This is a genomic window from Streptomyces sp. NPDC057623 (assembly GCF_042800355.1).
Classification (GTDB): Bacteria; Actinomycetota; Actinomycetes; order Streptomycetales; family Streptomycetaceae; genus Streptomyces.
Map to the genome: position 1 here is coordinate 89,599 of NZ_JBHVGZ010000014.1, position 17,366 is coordinate 106,964.

14 protein-coding genes are annotated in these 17,366 nt (G+C 71.1%); 5 read left to right on the top strand and 9 right to left on the bottom strand.

Going from position 1 to position 17,366, the window contains the following annotated elements:
- Positions 1-28 precede the first annotated feature (28 nt).
- The 3 genes from ACFU95_RS17285 to ACFU95_RS17295 all read right to left on the bottom strand — a co-directional run bounded on the left by ACFU95_RS17285 (position 29) and on the right by ACFU95_RS17295 (position 2,822).
- Complete coding sequence (locus ACFU95_RS17285; RefSeq protein WP_383828022.1) at positions 29-259, bottom strand: hypothetical protein; 231 nt, start codon at positions 257-259, stop codon at positions 29-31.
- A gap of 246 nt (positions 260-505) precedes the next feature.
- Positions 506-1,699 (bottom strand): Cmx/CmrA family chloramphenicol efflux MFS transporter, encoded by a 1,194-nt coding sequence (locus tag ACFU95_RS17290; protein WP_383828024.1) that lies wholly within the window; start codon positions 1,697-1,699, stop codon positions 506-508.
- A 106-nt stretch (positions 1,700-1,805) separates the two neighbouring features.
- Positions 1,806-2,822, bottom strand: coding sequence for a DMT family transporter (locus tag ACFU95_RS17295; protein ID WP_383828026.1), 1,017 nt, complete (start codon positions 2,820-2,822; stop codon positions 1,806-1,808).
- A 77-nt stretch (positions 2,823-2,899) separates the two neighbouring features.
- On the opposite strand from ACFU95_RS17295, the gene ACFU95_RS17300 reads away from it, so the two are divergent.
- Together ACFU95_RS17300 and ACFU95_RS17305 are read left to right on the top strand one after the other, a co-directional pair.
- Positions 2,900-3,550, top strand: coding sequence for a TetR/AcrR family transcriptional regulator (locus ACFU95_RS17300; RefSeq protein ID WP_383828028.1), 651 nt, complete (start codon positions 2,900-2,902; stop codon positions 3,548-3,550).
- A 37-nt stretch (positions 3,551-3,587) separates the two neighbouring features.
- Positions 3,588-4,157, top strand: a complete 570-nt coding sequence (locus tag ACFU95_RS17305; protein ID WP_383828030.1) for a YdeI family protein — start codon at positions 3,588-3,590, stop codon at positions 4,155-4,157.
- A gap of 32 nt (positions 4,158-4,189) precedes the next feature.
- On the opposite strand, the gene ACFU95_RS17310 is transcribed toward ACFU95_RS17305, so the two are convergent.
- Positions 4,190-4,735: a YceI family protein gene (locus ACFU95_RS17310; protein ID WP_383828032.1), complete on the bottom strand. Its 546-nt coding sequence runs from the start codon at positions 4,733-4,735 to the stop codon at positions 4,190-4,192.
- Positions 4,736-4,899: 164 nt separating this feature from the next.
- Here ACFU95_RS17310 and ACFU95_RS17315 point away from each other — a divergent pair, with 164 nt between their 5' ends.
- The 3 genes from ACFU95_RS17315 (at position 4,900) to ACFU95_RS17325 (ending at position 9,226) form a co-directional block, all read left to right on the top strand.
- Complete coding sequence (locus tag ACFU95_RS17315) at positions 4,900-7,236, top strand: polysaccharide lyase 8 family protein (RefSeq protein WP_383828034.1); 2,337 nt, start codon at positions 4,900-4,902, stop codon at positions 7,234-7,236.
- Between the two features lie 154 nt (positions 7,237-7,390).
- Positions 7,391-8,974: an acyl-CoA carboxylase subunit beta gene (locus ACFU95_RS17320; protein WP_383828036.1), complete on the top strand. Its 1,584-nt coding sequence runs from the start codon at positions 7,391-7,393 to the stop codon at positions 8,972-8,974.
- Between the two features lie 57 nt (positions 8,975-9,031).
- On the top strand, positions 9,032-9,226 hold the full coding sequence (locus ACFU95_RS17325; RefSeq protein WP_383828038.1) for an acyl-CoA carboxylase subunit epsilon: 195 nt from the start codon (positions 9,032-9,034) through the stop codon (positions 9,224-9,226).
- A gap of 63 nt (positions 9,227-9,289) precedes the next feature.
- On the opposite strand, the gene ACFU95_RS17330 is transcribed toward ACFU95_RS17325, so the two are convergent.
- From ACFU95_RS17330 to ACFU95_RS17350, 5 genes are all read right to left on the bottom strand, one after another.
- Positions 9,290-12,310, bottom strand: a complete 3,021-nt coding sequence (locus tag ACFU95_RS17330; RefSeq protein ID WP_383828040.1) for an NACHT domain-containing protein — start codon at positions 12,308-12,310, stop codon at positions 9,290-9,292.
- 90 nt (positions 12,311-12,400) lie between these two features.
- Positions 12,401-12,982, bottom strand: a complete 582-nt coding sequence (locus ACFU95_RS17335) for an ATP/GTP-binding protein (protein WP_026248371.1) — start codon at positions 12,980-12,982, stop codon at positions 12,401-12,403.
- The gene (locus tag ACFU95_RS17340) at positions 12,963-13,541 is read right to left on the bottom strand and encodes a DUF742 domain-containing protein (RefSeq protein WP_383828042.1); all 579 of its coding nucleotides are present in this window, start codon (positions 13,539-13,541) and stop codon (positions 12,963-12,965) included. The genes ACFU95_RS17335 and ACFU95_RS17340 overlap by 20 nt, the downstream gene beginning before the upstream one ends.
- 95 nt (positions 13,542-13,636) lie before the next feature.
- On the bottom strand, positions 13,637-14,050 hold the full coding sequence (locus ACFU95_RS17345; RefSeq protein WP_005479603.1) for a roadblock/LC7 domain-containing protein: 414 nt from the start codon (positions 14,048-14,050) through the stop codon (positions 13,637-13,639).
- Between the two features lie 10 nt (positions 14,051-14,060).
- Positions 14,061-17,309 (bottom strand): nitrate- and nitrite sensing domain-containing protein, encoded by a 3,249-nt coding sequence (locus ACFU95_RS17350; protein ID WP_383828045.1) that lies wholly within the window; start codon positions 17,307-17,309, stop codon positions 14,061-14,063.
- Between the last annotated feature and the right edge of the window lie 57 nt (positions 17,310-17,366).

Below are 17,366 nucleotides of genomic sequence, written 5' to 3' on the forward strand. Positions count from 1 at the left end.
CAAGGGGCAAATTCCGGCCACACCCGAATCAGGACACGCGCCTCACGGCCGAGCGCCCCCGCGCGTACCGCTCCCCGGCGGCGTGCCACCAGCCGGGCGGCGAGGGGCCGTTGACGACAGCGGTCGCCTGACCGGGATGCAGCCCGAGCCGCCACAGGGCACGGCCCTCGACATGGACCGTGATCCACGCCCGCCAGTGTCCGCCGGGACCCGGAGCGCACATCCGGTCCCAGCGGATCTCGCCCGCCTCGAACGGCATCCAGTCGATGCCACGCTCACGCAGTCAGGCGCGGGCGGCGGCGAGGGGGTGGAGGCACCCCTTGCCGACCTCGTACGAGGCGATGGTGACCCATGAGGAGCCGGAGCCGGAGCCGGGACGGGGCGTGGCGGTCATGGTGCGAATGATGCCCGGGCGCGACCTGCTCGCGCCCCCCGATTTCGCCGCCGGCCGGGGGTGGGAGGCAGCCCCTTCTTCCGGACCGGGAGCCGGGTCGGGGCGTGGCGGTCACGCGGACGAGGCAGCCCGCCTGCGCCCCCTCCCCTCGCCCCGATGCCGCCGCCCGCCCAGATCGTCCGCGAGGCCCGCCACCCCCAGGGACAGCGCGACCAGCGCGGCGCTGACCCACAGGGGCGACCGGTAGCCGAGGCCGGCGCCGATGGCCGTGCCGCCGAGCCATGGACCCAGCGCGGCGCCCACGTTGAACGCGGCCGTGGCGAAGCCCCCGGCCAGTGTGGGGGCGCCGGGCGCGGCGTAGAGGGCCTGGGAGACGAGCGTGGACCCCACCCCGAAGGAGAGGGCGCCCTGCGCGAAGACGAGCCCGAGCGCCACGGCCGGGGTCCCGGCGCCGAGCGCGAGGGCGGTCCAGCCGAGGCACAGCGCGCTCCCGCCCCCGGTCAGCACGGCCCCGGGCCACCGGTCGGCGAACCGTCCGCCGACCCAGACCCCCGCGAACGACCCCGCGCCGAACAACGCGAGCACGACCGGCACCCACCCGCGCTCCAGCCCCGTCACCTGGGTGACCAGGGGTGCGAGGTAGGTGAAGGTACAGAAGGTCGCGCCGTTCACGAGGGCGCCCAGGAGGAGCGTGACCCGGAGCCGAGGGCTGCGCAGCGAGCGCAGTTCACCGCGCAGCGCGGGACGCGTCGAGTCCGCCGCACCGCCGGGGACGGACCACGCGACGGCCGCCACGGCGGGCAGGGGCACCAGCGCCACGGCCCAGAACGCCGCACGCCAGCCCCAGAGCTGGCCGAGCAGCGCCCCTGCCGGCACCCCCGCCACACAGGCCAGGGTGACCCCGCCGAGCAGCGTCGACGTGGCCCGCCCCTTGGCCTCCGGCGCGACCATCCGGGCGGCCGCGACGAGTGCCACGGCCAGGAACCCGGCGTTGGCGAGCGCCCCGACGACGCGGGTGGCGACCAGCACCCCGAAGCTGTCGGTCACCGCCCCCACGACGTGGACGACGAGGAACACGGCCAGGAAGCCCAGCAGCGCGCCTCGCCGCGACCACCGCCGGGCCAGAGCGGCCATGAGGGGCGCCCCCACCACCATCCCCACGGCGAAGGCCGAGGTCAGGGCACCGGCCGCGGGCACGGAGACCCCCAGATCCCGGGCGATGTCCGGCACCAGCCCGGACAGCATGAACTCGGACGTCCCCTGTGCGAACACGGCGACGCCCAGCAGAAAGAGAGCGAACGGCATGAAGAAACTCCGCAACCCGAAGTCGAAGTGGAAAACGGCACGTGGAACGGCCGTCCGGCAGCGGAGTGAGCCCGGAAGGGGAAGCGAACGCTGATTCAGTCCGACGTCACGAGCAGCCACCGGAGAGCCGGTGGCCGGAGTCTGGAGGCTTCGGGGCTGGACACGGGGGCAGGTTATGCGGGGCCCGGCGAGCGGGTCCAACGGTTTTCACGGTGTCCGCATCAGGGCCGCGCCGTGTCCCGGCGCGGCTCCGGGACGGGCCGCCCTCGCGCCGCACGACGGCGACGGCGACGAGGCCGACGGTCAGGCCGAGGGCGGTCTGCACACCGAACGGCTCACCGAACATGAGCGCACCCCAGACCGCCGTGACCGGAGCCATCAGGAACATCAGCGCGTTGACCTGGGTGACTCCGGAGCGGCGCAGGATGATCCAGTACAGCCCGTACCCGCCGAAGGTGGACAGGACGACGAGCCAGGCGATCGCGGCCCAGAACCCGGCCTCGGCGGGCGGCTCGGCCGCTCCCGTGCACATGGCGAACACGGTGAACAGCACGGCGCTGGTGGCGCAGTGGACGGTCATCGCCACCCCGGGCGCGACCGGTGCGGGCGAGCGGCTCTCCAGGAAGGTGGCCGCCACCAGCGAGAGCATGCCGAGGAACGGGACGAGATAGGCCCAGGGGGCGACTCCGGTCGCGGCCGCGGCGTCGGCCGTGGTGACGACGGCGACGCCGGTCACCCCCAGGCACAGGCCGAGCCACTGCCGACGCGAGACGTACTGTCGCAGCAGCGGCCCGGCCAGTGATCCGGCGACGAGCGGCTGGACCCCGTCGATCAGGGCCGTGGTGCCGCTGGAGACCCCGAGCTGGATGGCGTAGTAGACGGTGAGCAGATAGCCGCTCTGCGACAGCACGCCGATCGCGGTCTGCCGTGCGGCGTCCCGCGCGGTGAGGCCCCGCCACGACGCGCGCCCCACCGTGGCGGCGACGACGGCCAGGATCACGGCGAGCGGCAGGAACCGCCACATCAGGATCGTGACCGCGGCCGCGCTTCCCGCGCCGAGCTTGGCCCCGATGAACCCGGAACTCCAGCACAGGACGAAGGCGATCGAGAGGAGAGCGTTCACGGGGATCTACCCCCACTAGACAGATCGGTATACCTGACTCCGGACCTCCACTATACAGATCGGTATACTCTTGGGGTATGGGACCACAGGGCACCACGGAACAGTCACGGCGCGTCACGATGACGCGTGCCGCGCGGCGCGTCCTGGAGGCCGCCGAGCGGCTGTTCTACGAGCGCGGGATCCACGCCGTCGGGGTGGATCTCATCGCCGCCGAGGCGGGGGTGACCAAGAAGACCCTCTACGACCGCTTCGGCTCCAAGGAGCGGATCGTCGTGGAGTACCTGGCGGGCCGCGACGAACGCTGGAGGGCGTTCCTCGCGCGGTACGTCGACGACCACCTCGACGCGGCGCACGCGACACCTCGGGCACGCGCCCTGGCCGTGTTCGACGCTTCCCGCGCATGGTCGGCGGAGCAGGGCTCCAAGGGATGCAGCATGGTCAACGCGCACGCTGAGATCAGTGACCCCGCCCACCCGGCCCACCCGGTCATCACGGGCCAGAAGCAGTGGATGCTCGCCCTGTTCACGGGCCTCGCCCGGAGCATCACCGAAGACGCCGAGGATCCCGCGGACCGGGCGGGCGACGCCGACCGCCTGGGCCGGGCCCTCATGCTCCTGCACGAGGGAGCCCTCGTCGCCCACGGCCTGCACGTCTTCCCGGACCCCGTCGCACACGCCCGCGAACAGGCCGAAGCCCTTCTCGACTCATACGGTGCGGGGCCCAAATAGGACGGAATCCGGCCTCTTTCCCGCCTAGCGTGCCCGTATGACTCCACCCGACGCCGCGCAGCCCTTCGCCTTCGAGTCCGCCGCCGCCCTCGACGTCTGGCTGTCCGAGCACCCCGCCCCGCACCCCGGCGTGTGGGTCAAGGTGGCCAAGAAGGGCTCCGGGATCCCCTCCGTCAGCGCCGCCGAGGTCAACGACGTGGCCCTGTGTCACGGCTGGATCACCGGGCAGCGCAAGGCGCTCGACGCGTCGTACTACACGCAGCGGATCACCCCGCGCCGGCCCGGCAGCCTCTGGTCGATGGTCAATGTGCGGCGGGTGGCGGAACTGGACGCCGAGGGCCGGATGCGTCCCTCGGGCCTCGCCGAAGTGGACGCCGCCAAGGCGGACGGACGCTGGGAGGCGGCGTACGAGTCGCAGAGCAACGCGCGGGTCCCGGACGAGCTGACCGCCGCGCTGGCGGAGAACCCCCGGGCCGGGGCGGCCTTCGAGAGGCTGGGCAGGACCGACCGCTACCAGGTCATGCTGGGCCTTCTGCGCGCCCGGACCCCGCAGGCCCGGGAGGCCCAGGTCGCCGCGATCCTCCGGGAACTGACGAAGCGCCGGTGAGCACGTGGCTCACCGGCGCCCGGTCGCAGGCGTCACGCGTTCCTGATCGCCGAGATGTCGAAGTTCAGCTTGATCTTGTCGGAGACCAGCACGCCGCCCGTCTCCAGCGCGGCGTTCCAGGTCAGGCCCCACTCGGAGCGCAGGATCGACGCCTTGCCCTCGAAGCCGACGCGCTCGTTGCCGAAGGGGTCCTTCGCGGAGCCGTTGAACTCCAGGTCGATGGTGAGCGGTTTGGTGGTGCCGAGGATCGTCAGGTCGCCGGTGATGCGGTAGTCGTCGCCGCCGACGGCCTCGGCCGAGGTCGAGCGGAAGGTCATCGTCGGGAACTCGTCGGTCTTGAAGAAGTCCGCGCTCTTCAGATGGCCGTCACGGTCCGCGGAGCCGGTGTCGATGCTGTCCATCTTGACGTCGATCGACGCCGAGGAGGCGGCCGGGTCCCCGCCGTCCAGGCGCAGCGAGCCGCTGAAGTCGAGGAACTTGCCCTTGACGTTGGTGACCATGGCGTGCCGGACGGTGAAGCCGATCGTGGAGTGGGCCGCGTCGATCGTGTAGTCGCCGGTCAGGTCGGTGTTCGCCATGACGTGCTCCTTCGGGGTGATGAGGCGATGTCGCATCAGCGATATCAGTGATGTTGAATCTTGAACTACATCAACGCGACCGACCGTAGACCTATTCCGTTCAGGATTCAACATCATCCGCAAAGTGTTGGCGTGACTACGGTGAGGTGGTAGATGCCCATGACATGACCTCTCAGCGCACAGGGCTCACGAGACCCACCCGCCGAGCCGTCCTGCTCGCGGCGGCGCTCCTGGCCGCGCCCGCTCCCACCGCCCGCGCCGCCTCCGCGGACGCCTACGACACCCTCCGCCTGCGCTGGCTCGACATCGCCCTGGGCACCGGCTACGACCCGGCGGCGCAGCCGTACGCGGCCCGCCTCGCCGAGACCGGCACCCTCGCGCGCGGCTTCCGGGCCACCATGGCCCCCACCCCCACCTCCCTGTGGCCCGGCCATCCCTACGACCCGCCCGCCGGCATCACCCAGAGCTACGGCCGCCTGTGGACGATGACCCAGGCCTACGTCCAGTCCGGCACCGGCTCCACGGCCGACCCGGCCCTCCTCGCCGACATCCTGCGCGGCCTCGACCACCTCTCCGGCACGATCTACAACCCCTCCACCACCCGCTACGGCAACTGGTGGGAATGGCAGATCGGCAGCCCCCGCCTGCTGACGGACATCACGGCCGCCCTGTACGGCCACCTCGGCGAGGCGCGGATCGCCGCCGCCTGTGCGGCCGTCGACCACTTCATCCCGGACGCGACGCTGACCGACTACTCCGGCACCTCCACCGGCGCCAACCGCGTCGACCTGTGCCGCGGTGTCGCCCTGCGCGGCATCCTCGGCCGGGCCCCGGCGAAGATCGCGCTCGCCCGTGACGCGCTCTCCCCGGTCTTCCCGTACGTCACGAAGGGCGACGGCCTCTACGCCGACGGCTCGTTCGTCCAGCACACCTGGGTCGCCTACTCCGGCACCTACGGCCAGGTCCTCCTGGACGGCCTCGGCCGGCTCTTCGCCCTGCTCGCCGGATCCGAGTGGGAGGTGACCGACCCGAACCGGCAGATCGTCCTCGACAGCGTGGAGCGCGCCTACGCGCCCCTCATTCACGACGGGTTGGTGATGGACAGCGTCAACGGTCGTGCCATCAGCCGCGGTTACCTCAGAAGTGACGACCGGCAGGTGATGCGCAGCGACCACTACCACGGGCAGGGGATCATCGCCGCGATCGCCCTGCTCGCGGGCGGCGCGAGCGCGGCGGAACGCGAGCGCTGGTACGGCCGTATCAAGGGATGGATCGAACGGGACACGGTCACCCCGATCTTGACGGCACGTCAGTTCGGTGTCGCCGACCTCGCCCGGCTGCACGCCGTCGCCGGGTCACCGGTCCCCGCCGCGCCCGAACCGACCGGCCACCACCTCTTCGCGGCCATGGACCGGGCCGTGCACCGCCGCCCCCGCTTCGTCGCGAACATCGCCATGGCCGGCGACCGCATCGCGTACTACGAGTGCGGCAACGGCGAGAACCCGCGCGGCTGGCACACCGGCGCCGGGATGCTCTCCTGGTGGGCCAAGGGTCTGGGCGGCCGGGCCGATCAGTACACGGACTGGTACTGGCCGACCGTCGACTGGTACCGCCTCCCGGGCACGACCGTCTCCACCAAACGCCTCCCGGACAAGGCCGGCGGCGAATGGGGTGAGCCCAAGCCCGACGTGCGCTGGGTCGGCGGCACGACCGACGGCGAGTACGCGGCGATCGGGCAGCACCTGAAGGGCCTGGGGTCGACGCTCGAAGCCCGCAAGTCGTGGTTCTGCGTCGAGGACGCCGTGATCTGCCTCGGGGCCGGCATCAGCTGCGCCGACGGCGTCCCGGTCGAGACCGTCGTCGACAACCGGAACCTGGGGGAGGGCGGCACCCAGACCTTCGTACGCGGCCCGGGCTGGGCACACCTGGAGGGCCACGGCGGCTGGGTGGTGCCGTACGGCGATCTGCGCACCCTGCGCGAGGACCGCACCGGGGCCTGGGCCGACATCAACACCACCAGTACGACCGAGCGCCGCACCCGCCGCTGGCAGACTCTCTGGCTGGACCACGGCACGGACCCCACGGACGCGACCTACGTCTACCTGCTCATGCCCGGCGCCGGCCGGCGCGAGGTCGCGGTCCGGGCCACGCAGAGCCGCCGGCTGTCGGTCCTCGCCAACGACCCCGCGTGCCAGGCGGTGCGCGTCCCCTCCCTGGGGCTCACCGCGGCCAACTTCTGGCAGCCGGGCACGGCCGGCCCGCTCACCGTCTCGGCCGGCGCGAGTGTGCTGCTCCGCCGCCGGGGCCGTACCGCTACGCTCTGCGTGAGCGAGCCGCCGCGCACGGGCGCTCCGCTGGAGATCACCTGGGACCACCCGGTACGCCGGATCCGGCACGCGGACGACTCGGTCGAGATCCTCTCGACGGGACGCCGGCTGAGGCTCCGCGTCACTCCGGGGATGGTATGTGCCACCCATCGATGTGAGGTGGCTCTCGGCTGACGGCTTTGTGCGACCTCCACAACGCGGAAGCCCTCTGAGCAGTCGGAATGGCTGCATGCCGTGATGGTTCTGTTCAGGGGTACCAGGAAAAGGGTCCGAGGACTGTACGGAGTCAACGGCTCGCTTTCCTCGGTGTCCTTCGTAAGGTCGCTACATGACCGTTTTGGATGAGGCACCGGGTGAGCCGATCGACGCCCGCGGGCGGACGGCCGAGCTGCACGAGATCCGTGCGCAGGCGCTGGCCGGCCCGAGCGAGAAGGCGACCACGGCGCAGCACGCCAAGGGCAAGCTGACCGCCCGGGAGCGGATCGAGCTGCTCCTGGACCCGGGTTCCTTCCGGGAGGTCGAGCAGCTGCGCCGGCACCGGGCCCAGGGCTTCGGCCTGGAGGCCAAGAAGCCGTACACCGACGGTGTCATCACCGGCTGGGGCACGGTGGAGGGCCGCACGGTCTTCGTCTACGCCCATGACTTCCGCATCTTCGGCGGCGCGCTGGGCGAGGCCCACGCCACGAAGATCCACAAGATCATGGACATGGCCATCGCGGCCGGTGCCCCGCTGGTCTCCCTGAACGACGGCGCGGGCGCCCGTATCCAGGAGGGCGTCTCGGCGCTCGCCGGCTACGGCGGCATCTTCCAGCGCAACACCAAGGCCTCCGGCGTCATCCCGCAGATCAGCGTGATGCTCGGCCCGTGCGCGGGCGGCGCGGCCTACAGCCCGGCCCTGACGGACTTCGTGTTCATGGTCCGTGAGACGTCCCAGATGTTCATCACCGGCCCGGACGTGGTCAAGGCGGTGACGGGCGAGGAGATCACCCAGAACGGCCTCGGCGGCGCGGACGTGCACGCCGAGACCTCCGGCGTCTGCCACTTCGCGTACGACGACGAGGAGACGTGCATCGCGGAGGTCCGCTACCTCCTCTCGCTCCTCCCGCAGAACAACCGCGAGAACCCGCCCCGCGTGGAGGCCACGGACGCCGCCGACCGCCGGTCGGACGTGCTGCTGGACCTGGTCCCGGCGGACGGCAACCGCCCGTACGACATGGCCAAGGTCATCGAGGAGATCGTCGACGACGGCGAGTACCTGGAGGTCCACGAGCGCTGGGCGCGGAACATCATCTGCGCGCTCGCCCGGGTGGACGGCCAGGTGGTGGGCATCGTCGCCAACCAGCCCCAGTCCCTCGCCGGCGTCCTGGACATCGAGGCATCGGAAAAAGCTGCGCGCTTTGTCCAGATGTGTGACGCTTTTAACATCCCGATCATCACCTTCCTGGACGTTCCCGGGTTCCTCCCGGGCGTCGACCAGGAACACGGCGGAATCATCCGGCACGGCGCGAAGCTCCTCTACGCCTACTGCAACGCGACCGTGCCGAGGATCTCGCTGATCCTGCGCAAGGCGTACGGAGGTGCCTACATCGTCATGGACAGCCAGTCCATCGGCGCCGACCTCACCTACGCCTGGCCGACGAACGAGATCGCCGTGATGGGCGCGGAGGGTGCGGCCAACGTCATCTTCCGCCGGCAGATCGCCGAGGCCGAGGACCCCGAGGCCATGCGGGCCCGCATGGTCAAGGAGTACAAGTCCGAGCTCATGCATCCGTACTACGCGGCCGAGCGTGGCCTCGTGGACGACGTGATCGACCCCGCCGAGACCCGCGAGGTGCTCGCCAGGTCCCTGGCGATGCTCCAGAACAAGCACGCCGACCTGCCGTCCCGCAAGCACGGCAACCCCCCGCAGTAACCCAGCGGATCCTTCGCGGTACCCCCGCGGAAACCTCTCTCACGGAGACTGTGACCTATGAACACCCCTGACATCCGCGTCGAGAAGGGCCACGCCGAGCCCGAGGAAGTCGCCGCCATCACGGCGATCCTCCTGGCCCGCGCCGCCGCCCAGCCGTCCGACCCCGCCCCGGCCCACCGCGGCCGAGCGAAGGCGGGCTGGCGCCGCCTGGAGCGCGAGCCTGGCTTCCGGGCGCCGCACAGCTGGCGCTGAGCGGTTCGACACGCTCACGGCCCCGTCCTCCGGTGTGGAGGGCGGGGCCGTGAGCGTGTCGGATCACTCGAACACGACCTCCGTGTCGGGAAGGTCCAGCGCGCTGGCTTCTTCGGGAAGCACACACTCCCGCAGCACCAGTCGTCCGAGCTGGGGCGGGAGCGGTGTGGCGCGCAGCCAGGCCGCGACATCGATGCCGTGGAGGTCGAGGGTCCGCAGCTTCTCCAGGCCGTTGAGGACCTCCACATGCGCGGGCAGGCAGGCGGTGCCGGCGGACAGCAGTTGGAGGTAGAAGACGTCGGTGAACTCCGCCAGCGGCGTGAGATCGACGGCCGGGGTCAGGTCGGGCAGGGCGAGGAAGGTCACGTCCGGTCCGAGGTCGAGCTCCCTCAGATCCGAGACGCAGTAGGCGCTCACGGTCAGGCTCTCCAGCTCCCGCAGCTCGCGCAGAACCTCGATCTCCTTCAGTGAGGCCTCGCCCCAGAGCGTCAGATCGAAGAGCCGGGGGTGCGCACGCAGCGGGGAAAGGCCGGGTGTGCCCCGGAGCGAGTAGGTCCGCAGCGACTCCAGCGTGGCGAACCCCTCCAGGGCGGCGAAGTCCGAGAACGGGTACTTGATGGACACATAGGTCACCCCGGGCAGTCGCGAGGCGGGTTCCAACTGCCCGGAGTGCGTGAGGGTGAGCAGGCGGTCCGTCAACGGCAGCTCGGCCAGCACGCGTTCCGCATAGGTCGCCGCGTCGAAATAGGCCCAGGCATCGATGAGCGCGTCGATCACCTCCCCACGGGCGTCACCGCGGTACCCCTCCAGCACCTGCAGCGCCTCCTCGCCGCCGATCAGCGCGGCGGTCCGGACGGTCTGCGCGGCGGCCTTCGCGGTGAGCTCCCCGCACGACCGCGGCAGCCTGCGCAGCAGACTCGGCCCCACCGCCGCCAGTGCGGGCGGATCAGTGCTCCGGCGGGCGGGAAGCAACCGCGCGACCGCGTTCTCCAACCGCTCCGCCAGCGCCTCCGAAACCGACGGCAACGTCTCCTGACACGACGCCGCCACCAACCGCAACGCCCGCGCGTGCCGAGGTTCCTCCTCCGCGCGGTCCAGGATCCCGCCGATCAGCTCCTCCCGCTGACGGGCGTTCGCGTGTCCCGCCGCCATGATCACGGTCTCCCGCCACAGGTCCAGATGCGCCCGCCCGACCAGGTTCCCCATCCGGTCCTCCTCGGCGGCCTCCTCCGCGGCGAGGTACTCCTGGAACGTCCGGTGCACGAAGTTCAGCCGCTCCTGCGCGGGGGAGCGGAGCAGCCCCGAGCGGTCCCGCAACTGCCGCAGCACCGGTTCCCCGTCCATCGGCTCCAGATGCCGCATCGCCCTGAGCCGCGCACCCACATGGACCGCCGCCTGCTCCAGCGAGATCTCGCTGCGGTTGTTGTCCGACAGCCGCCACGCCAGGTCCCGCAGCAGGATCAGCTTGTCGCCCAGGCTCAGCGCGCTGTCCGCCGCGCTCGGCACATTGCGGTTGGCGTCCCGGTCGTGGACCAGCGTGTGCAAGGCGCTGCGGTACAACTCCATCCGGTCCCGGGGCAGTTGACGCCCCCGGTTCAGATGCATCGCGCACAGCATCGCCGCCAGCAACGGCGTCCCCGCCAGCGACTGAAGATGTGCCCGGTCCTTCAGGCTCGTCAGCAACGACTGCTCGTACTGCGGGAGTTCGTCCACGGCGCACGGCAACTCGTCGCCCAGCTCCCGCACCGCCTGATGCCACTGCCGGACGAACGCCGCGAGGTCCGGCGGCGTCATCCGGTCCAGATGCAGCGCCGCGAAGTCCTCCCGCCGCAGCCAGTCCGCGCCCGCGGCGGCAGGCCGGGAGGTGACCACCACCCGCACCTCGGCGTACGTCGACAGCAGCCGCCGCAGCCAGTCCCGCACCGCCCGCCGCTCCCGGTCGAGCAGCTCGTCCACGCCGTCGATCAGCAGCAGCGCCCGGCCGCTGTCGAGCCGGCGCTCCACCCAGCCCCTGGGCATGATCCCGGTCAACGGCGAGGCCACACCGTCGAGCATGGCCTCCGGCGCGGGCAGCGTACGGCCGCTGTACTCCCGCAGCTTCACGAACACCGGCGTGAGGCCGTTCCAGTCCGTCAGCTCGCCCGTGAAGGCGCCCCGGGCCGCCGTGACCGCCAGCCAGCGCAGCAGCGTGGTCTTGCCCGAGCCCGCCTCGCCGCGCAGCAGGACCCGGGAGGAACCGCGCAAGGCGGCCTCCACGCGCATCCCGGAGCCCTCGACGTCCGCGGTCTCCCAGTCGCTCATGTCGGCCCGCAGCCGGGGCAGCGAGCGCGCCGTACGCCGCCACGCGCCGTCGTCCCCGGTGGCGCGCAGGCTGACGTACGCCACCGACAGCCGTACCTGGGCGGCCGCGCGGTCGGAGGCGCGCCGGAACAGCTCCACCTCGTCCAGGCTCTCGCTGACCAGCTCCAGATAGCGGCGCCGGAACGCCGTGTCCTGGTCCGAGCCGTCCGGGGCGAACAGGGAGCGGTCCGGGAGCCGTTCGAGGACGCGGGCCACCTCACCGCCCAGGGTGGAGGTCCGCACCAGCAGCTCCGCCGCCGCCCGCTCCTCGAACACCGGCAGCCCGCGCACGATCCGGACGTAGTACTCCACGCACTCGCTGAACAGCCGCTCGTACAACCGGCCTTCCGCCTCGCCCAGCCCCACCGGGGCCCGCCCCGCCCGGGTGATCCGCCGGATCAGCTCGGCCGGCTGGGCGTCCGCCGCGAGCAGTGCCTCGTCGGAGAGGTCCGCCGCCGCGAACGTGTCGCACACGGCGTCGATCACGGCCTGCCGCCCGGACTCCTCCAGGCCCCTGAACTCGTGTTCCAGGAACGGCTCCAGACGGTCGAAGACCGCGTCGGCGATCTGCTCGAACTGCCGCTTCACACTCCGCGAGAACTTCACCCCGGGCACCCGCACCCGGGCCAGCTCCTCGATGGACAGCCGGCGCTCCTGCTCCCGCCGCCTGCCCCCGAGCCAGATCTGCGCCGCGGTGTTCGCCACCGTCGTGCCCAGCCGTAATGCGGCCGTCTCCGCGATCACCCTCGAATCCCCTCCCGAAACGACTTGCGGCCCCCATCCCTCCCACAGGAGGAACGGGGGCCGCAACCAAAACGTGCCGAAGCCGCGGGACTACCGCAGCCGCGCCATCAGCGCGTGCTCCACCAGCGTGATCAGCGCCGACTTCGCGTCCGCGCGGTGGCGGGCGTCCGTCGTGATGATCGGGGTGTCCGGACCGATCTGGAGAGCCTCACGGACCTCGTCCGGGTTGTACGGCTGATTGCCGTCGAAGCCGTTCAGGGCGATGACGAAGGGCAGGCCGCTGTTCTCGAAGTAGTCGACCGCGGGGAAGCAGTCGGCGAGACGGCGGGTGTCCACCAGGACGATCGCGCCGATGGCGCCGCGCACGAGGTCGTCCCACATGAACCAGAAGCGGTCCTGGCCGGGTGTACCGAAGAGGTACAGGATCAGGTCCTGGTCCAGGGTGATGCGTCCGAAGTCCATGGCGACCGTCGTGGTCGTCTTGTCCCCGGTGTGAGTGAGGTCGTCGATGCCCGCCGAAGCTGACGTCATCACGGCCTCTGTGCGCAGCGGGTTGATCTCCGAGACGGCGCCGACGAACGTGGTCTTACCCACGCCGAAGCCGCCCGCCACCACAATCTTCGCCGAGGTGGTGGAGCGGGAAGGACCGCCGCTAGAGCTTGCGAAGTCCACTGAGCACCCTTTCGAGCAGTGTCACGTCTGGCTGGCCGCCGGCGTTCTCGTCGCCGCCGGGCTGATGGATCGCGACCAGTCCCGCCTCCGCCAAGTCGGCGACGAGGATCCTGGCCACGCCGAGAGGGATCGTCAGCAGGGCCGAGACCTCGGCGACCGACTTGATCTCACGGCAGAGGTTGCAGATCCGCTGATGCTCGGGCAGCTGGCCCTGCATCTGATGCGGCTGCGCGGTGGTGTGCACCAGCGCCTCGATGGCGAGCTGGTAGCGAGGGCGCGTCCGGCCGCCGGTCATGGCGTACGGGCGCACCAGGGGGTTGTTCGCTGCCCCGGCGGGCGCCGGCTCAGGGGCACGTCGCTGCGGCTGCACGGGCTGGATGCGCGGTGCCGGCGGCTGGTCGTACGGCGAGGGTCCGGGACCCTGGGGCGCGTACGGCTGACGCTGGCTGGGCGTGGAGGGGAAGTTGTAACGGTTCGGGTTCTGGGAACCGTCGTTCTGGCCCTGGCCGGGGCCGTACGACCAATTACCCGACGATGAACCGCCTGGGGGTGTTGCCACTCTCTCTCCTCCTCCGACTGTGCCTGGCACCCATCATGTGGAGCCGCGTCCCGAAACCTTACGGCTACGGGACGCCAAAACGCACCGACTGTCTGTTAGTTGAGCAGGCTGCCCTGGAGCTCCGCACGCAGATCCGGCGTGAGGACCGTACCGGCACGATCCACCAGAAGCGCCATCTCGTACCCGATGAGACCGATGTCCGCCTCGGGATGTGCGAGTACTGCGAGCGAGGAACCGTCGGAGACGGACATGATGAAGAGGAATCCGCGCTCCATCTCCACAACCGTCTGGTTCACGCTGCCGCCCTCGAAGATCCGCGAGGCACCCGCGGTCAGCGAGGTCAGACCGGAGGCGACGGCCGCGAGCTGGTCGGCGCGGTCGCGCGGAAACCCTTCGGACATCGCCAGAAGGAGTCCGTCGGCGGAGACCACCACCGTGTGCGACACCCCGGGGGTGTTGTCCACGAAGTTGGTGATCAACCAGTTCAGGTTCTGTGCCGCCTGGCTCATCGGGCTCACACTAACGCTCCTGGTTGTAGGTGCTGTCAGGACCACTGTGTTGATTCCTAGTGGCCTGGCCGTTCGTTTCACTTCCCGCGCTGCGTCCCCGCTGGACACCGCGGCGCAGGTTGCTCAGCCTGCCCCGGACGTCCTCGGGAGCGCGGGAGATCTGTGGACCTCCCTGGGGGGTGGTCTCGGCGGCTCCCTCGACCAGGTTGGCCTTGGGTACCCGCCTCGGCAGACCGGAGGAGGTGACCCCGCCCGCCTTGGGCTTCCGGAGCTGCGCGGCCTGCTGCCAGCGGTCGTCGTTCGCCGAACGCCAGCTGCTGTCGCCGTTGCTCTCCGGCGTGGGGGCCGGTGATTCCTGCTGCCGCGCCGGCCGAGCGCCGTTGGTGCCGCTCGCGGCGGATCCGCGACGGGGGAGCCCGGCGTCGGTCATGGCGTGGGCGGCGGAGGAGGCCGGTCCCGGACGGTCGAAGCCTACGCGGTCACGCTCGCTCGCGTCATCGGCCTGCGCGGATTCCGTTTCCGGAGCGTACTGGTCCTGGTAGCCGCTGCGGTAGCCGTTCTGCTGCGGCCAGTCGTCCTGGTGACGCCGCTGCTCGAAGGCGGGGAAGCTCTCCGGGGCGGAGGCGCTCGCCGTGGCGGGCTCCTCGCGGACCGGCTCCGGATAGGAGGGCTCGGGGTAGCCGCCCTGGGACGAGAAGGTGTCGTTCTGCGACAGGCCGCCGTTCGGCGCGTAGTAGCTGTCGTCGTACGACGGGCGCTGCTGCTCCCCGTACTGCGTCTGCCGCTGTTCCTCGTACGTCGGCTGGGCCGGCTGCTGGTCGTACCCGCCGGACTGCTCGGGGAAGCCGCCCCGGCCGTCGTAGGCCGGCTGACCGGTGAAGTCGTCGTACGCCGGTGCCTCGGGGTTCTCCAGGGCGGGCGGCTGGCCGTGGTTCTGGGCCTCCAGGGCCGCCCGGCGCTCCTCGCGCATCAGCGAGCGGCCGACCGGGTCCAGGTCGCGCAGGTCGTCCGGGACCTCGGTGTAGCGGCTGTCGTCGAAGCCCAGCTCGGCGGCCGTGCGCAGCTGCGGCTGGTTGAAGTTCTCACCCTGGAAGTGCTGCTCCGGGATGATCTGCGAGACGGTGAACTCGTCCTGCGCCGGCTGCTGCTCGCCGCCACCGCCGTGCGTGATCGCGTCCGGCAGCATGACCAGCGAGGTGGTGCCGGCCTGCTCGCCGGAGGGGCGGAGCTGGACGCGGATGCCGTGCCGGTCGGACAGTCGGCCGACCACGAACAGGCCCATGCGCTGGGATATCGCGGCGTCCACGGTCGGCGGGTTGGCCAGCTTGTGGTTGATGTCGGCGAAGTCCTCGGCGGTGAGGCCGATGCCCTTGTCGTGGATCTCGATCATGACCCGACCGTCGGGGAGACGGGTGGCGGTCACGCGAACCTTGGTCTGCGGGGAGGAGAACGTCGTCGCGTTCTCGAGGAGCTCGGCGAGCAGGTGCACGAGGTCGGTCACGGCGCGGCCGTGGATCTCGGCCTCCGGGACGCCGGAGAGCTCGATGCGCTCGTACTGCTCCACCTCGGAGGAGGCGGCGCGCAGCACGTCGACCAGCGGGACCGGCTGGTCCCAGCGGCGGCCGGGCTCCTCGCCGGCGAGGACCAGGAGGTTCTCGCCGTTGCGGCGCATACGGGTCGCGAGGTGGTCCAGCTTGAAGAGGTTCTCCAGCTGGTCCGGGTCGGCCTCGTTGTTCTCCAGGTCGGTGATCAGGGTCAGCTGGCCCTCGATCAGCGACTGGTTGCGGCGCGACAGGTTGGTGAAGATCGCGTTGATGTTGCCCCGCAGCAGAGCCTGCTCGGCGGCGAGCCGGACTGCCTCGCGGTGGACCTGGTCGAAGGCGCGGGCGACCTCGCCGATCTCGTCGCGCGTGTTGATCGGGATGGGCTGGACACGGGTGTCCACGCGGCCCGGGTCGGTGCGCGAGAGCTGGTCGACCAGCATCGGCAGGCGCTGCTCGGCGATACCGAAGGCGGCGTTGCGCAGCTGGCGCATCGCACGGGACATCTGGCGGGCGACCATGCCGGCCAGGATGAACGCGGCGAGCAGGGCGACCACGACGGCGGCACCGGTGATCAGCGCGTCACGCTTGGCGTCGTCGGAGATGACGGAGGCCTCGTTCACCGCGGTGTTGGCGAGGTCCATCTCGATGTCGCGGTAGGCGTTGTACCGGAGGGTGTTGGCCGCCCACCAGTTCTGGGCGGTGATGCCCTGCTGGGCGAGCTCCGCCCGCTCGCTGGTGTCCGTGGAGCTGAGCTGGGCCAGCAGGCTGACCGTCTTGGTCGGGTCGGCGGGCGGCGCCACGTAGTCGGGGTTCTTCTGCTTGGCCGCCGCGGACATGGCGGCGCCGTCGGCCTTGACCTGCGCCGTGGCGTCCTGGAGCTTCTGGATGTCCGCCTCGGTGCCACCGCTCTGGTACTCCTGGATGGCGATGCCCTCCAGGTAGGCGTACGAGGTGAGCGCCACGCGCTGCTTGGCGAGGTCCGTCGCCTTGGGGCCGGGCTTGACCAGCATGTGCATGCCGATGGAGCGCTGCAGGGAGAGCGCGCCCTTGGTCAGCGAGATGGCGTAGACGGTACGGCCGTAGCTGGTGATGTTGCCGGTGCCCAGGCCCAGCTCGTTGGAGAACTCCAGCAGCCGGTGCTCGGTGTTGACGTAGCCCTCTTCGGTCTCCACGCCGTTGAGCTTGCTGGTGTAGGCGGCCGCACGGAGGTCCGTCAGTTCGGGCTCGACCTCACGGAAGCGCTCCAGACGGCGCACGAGGTTGGGCCGGTCCGGCATGTTCTGGGCGGCAGCGTCGAAGGCGTCGGCGGCCTCGTCGGTCTTCTTGCGGGCGGCCACGACCGCCGGGTCGTCCTCGCCCTTGCCCTGGAGCAGGGGAGCGGCGGTCGAGTCGCGCTCCTCCAGCAGGGCATCGCCGTAGGTCAGTGCGGCGGCGACCAGACGCGCGGTGTTCTCCGCGTCCTCGGCCTCCTGCCAGGTGTCGATCGAGCTCTTCACCTGGAAGCCGCCCATGACGAGGCCGACCAGCACGGGTATGAGCAGGATCGCGTTCAGCCGGGTCGGCACGCGCCAGTTGCGCGGCGAGAGACGGCCGCCGCTGGGCGCGGGCGCCGCCGTTGGTTCCGATCCGGGCACAGGGGCGGGCGCCGCTCCGCGCGGCGGCGGGGTGAAGTTGCCCCGGGCCGACGGCTCGGGACTGCTCTTGCTTCGCCTCACTCGACCAACAACCTTCCGGCGGGGTCGGCACCTACGTATGTGCCGCTGTGTCTCAGA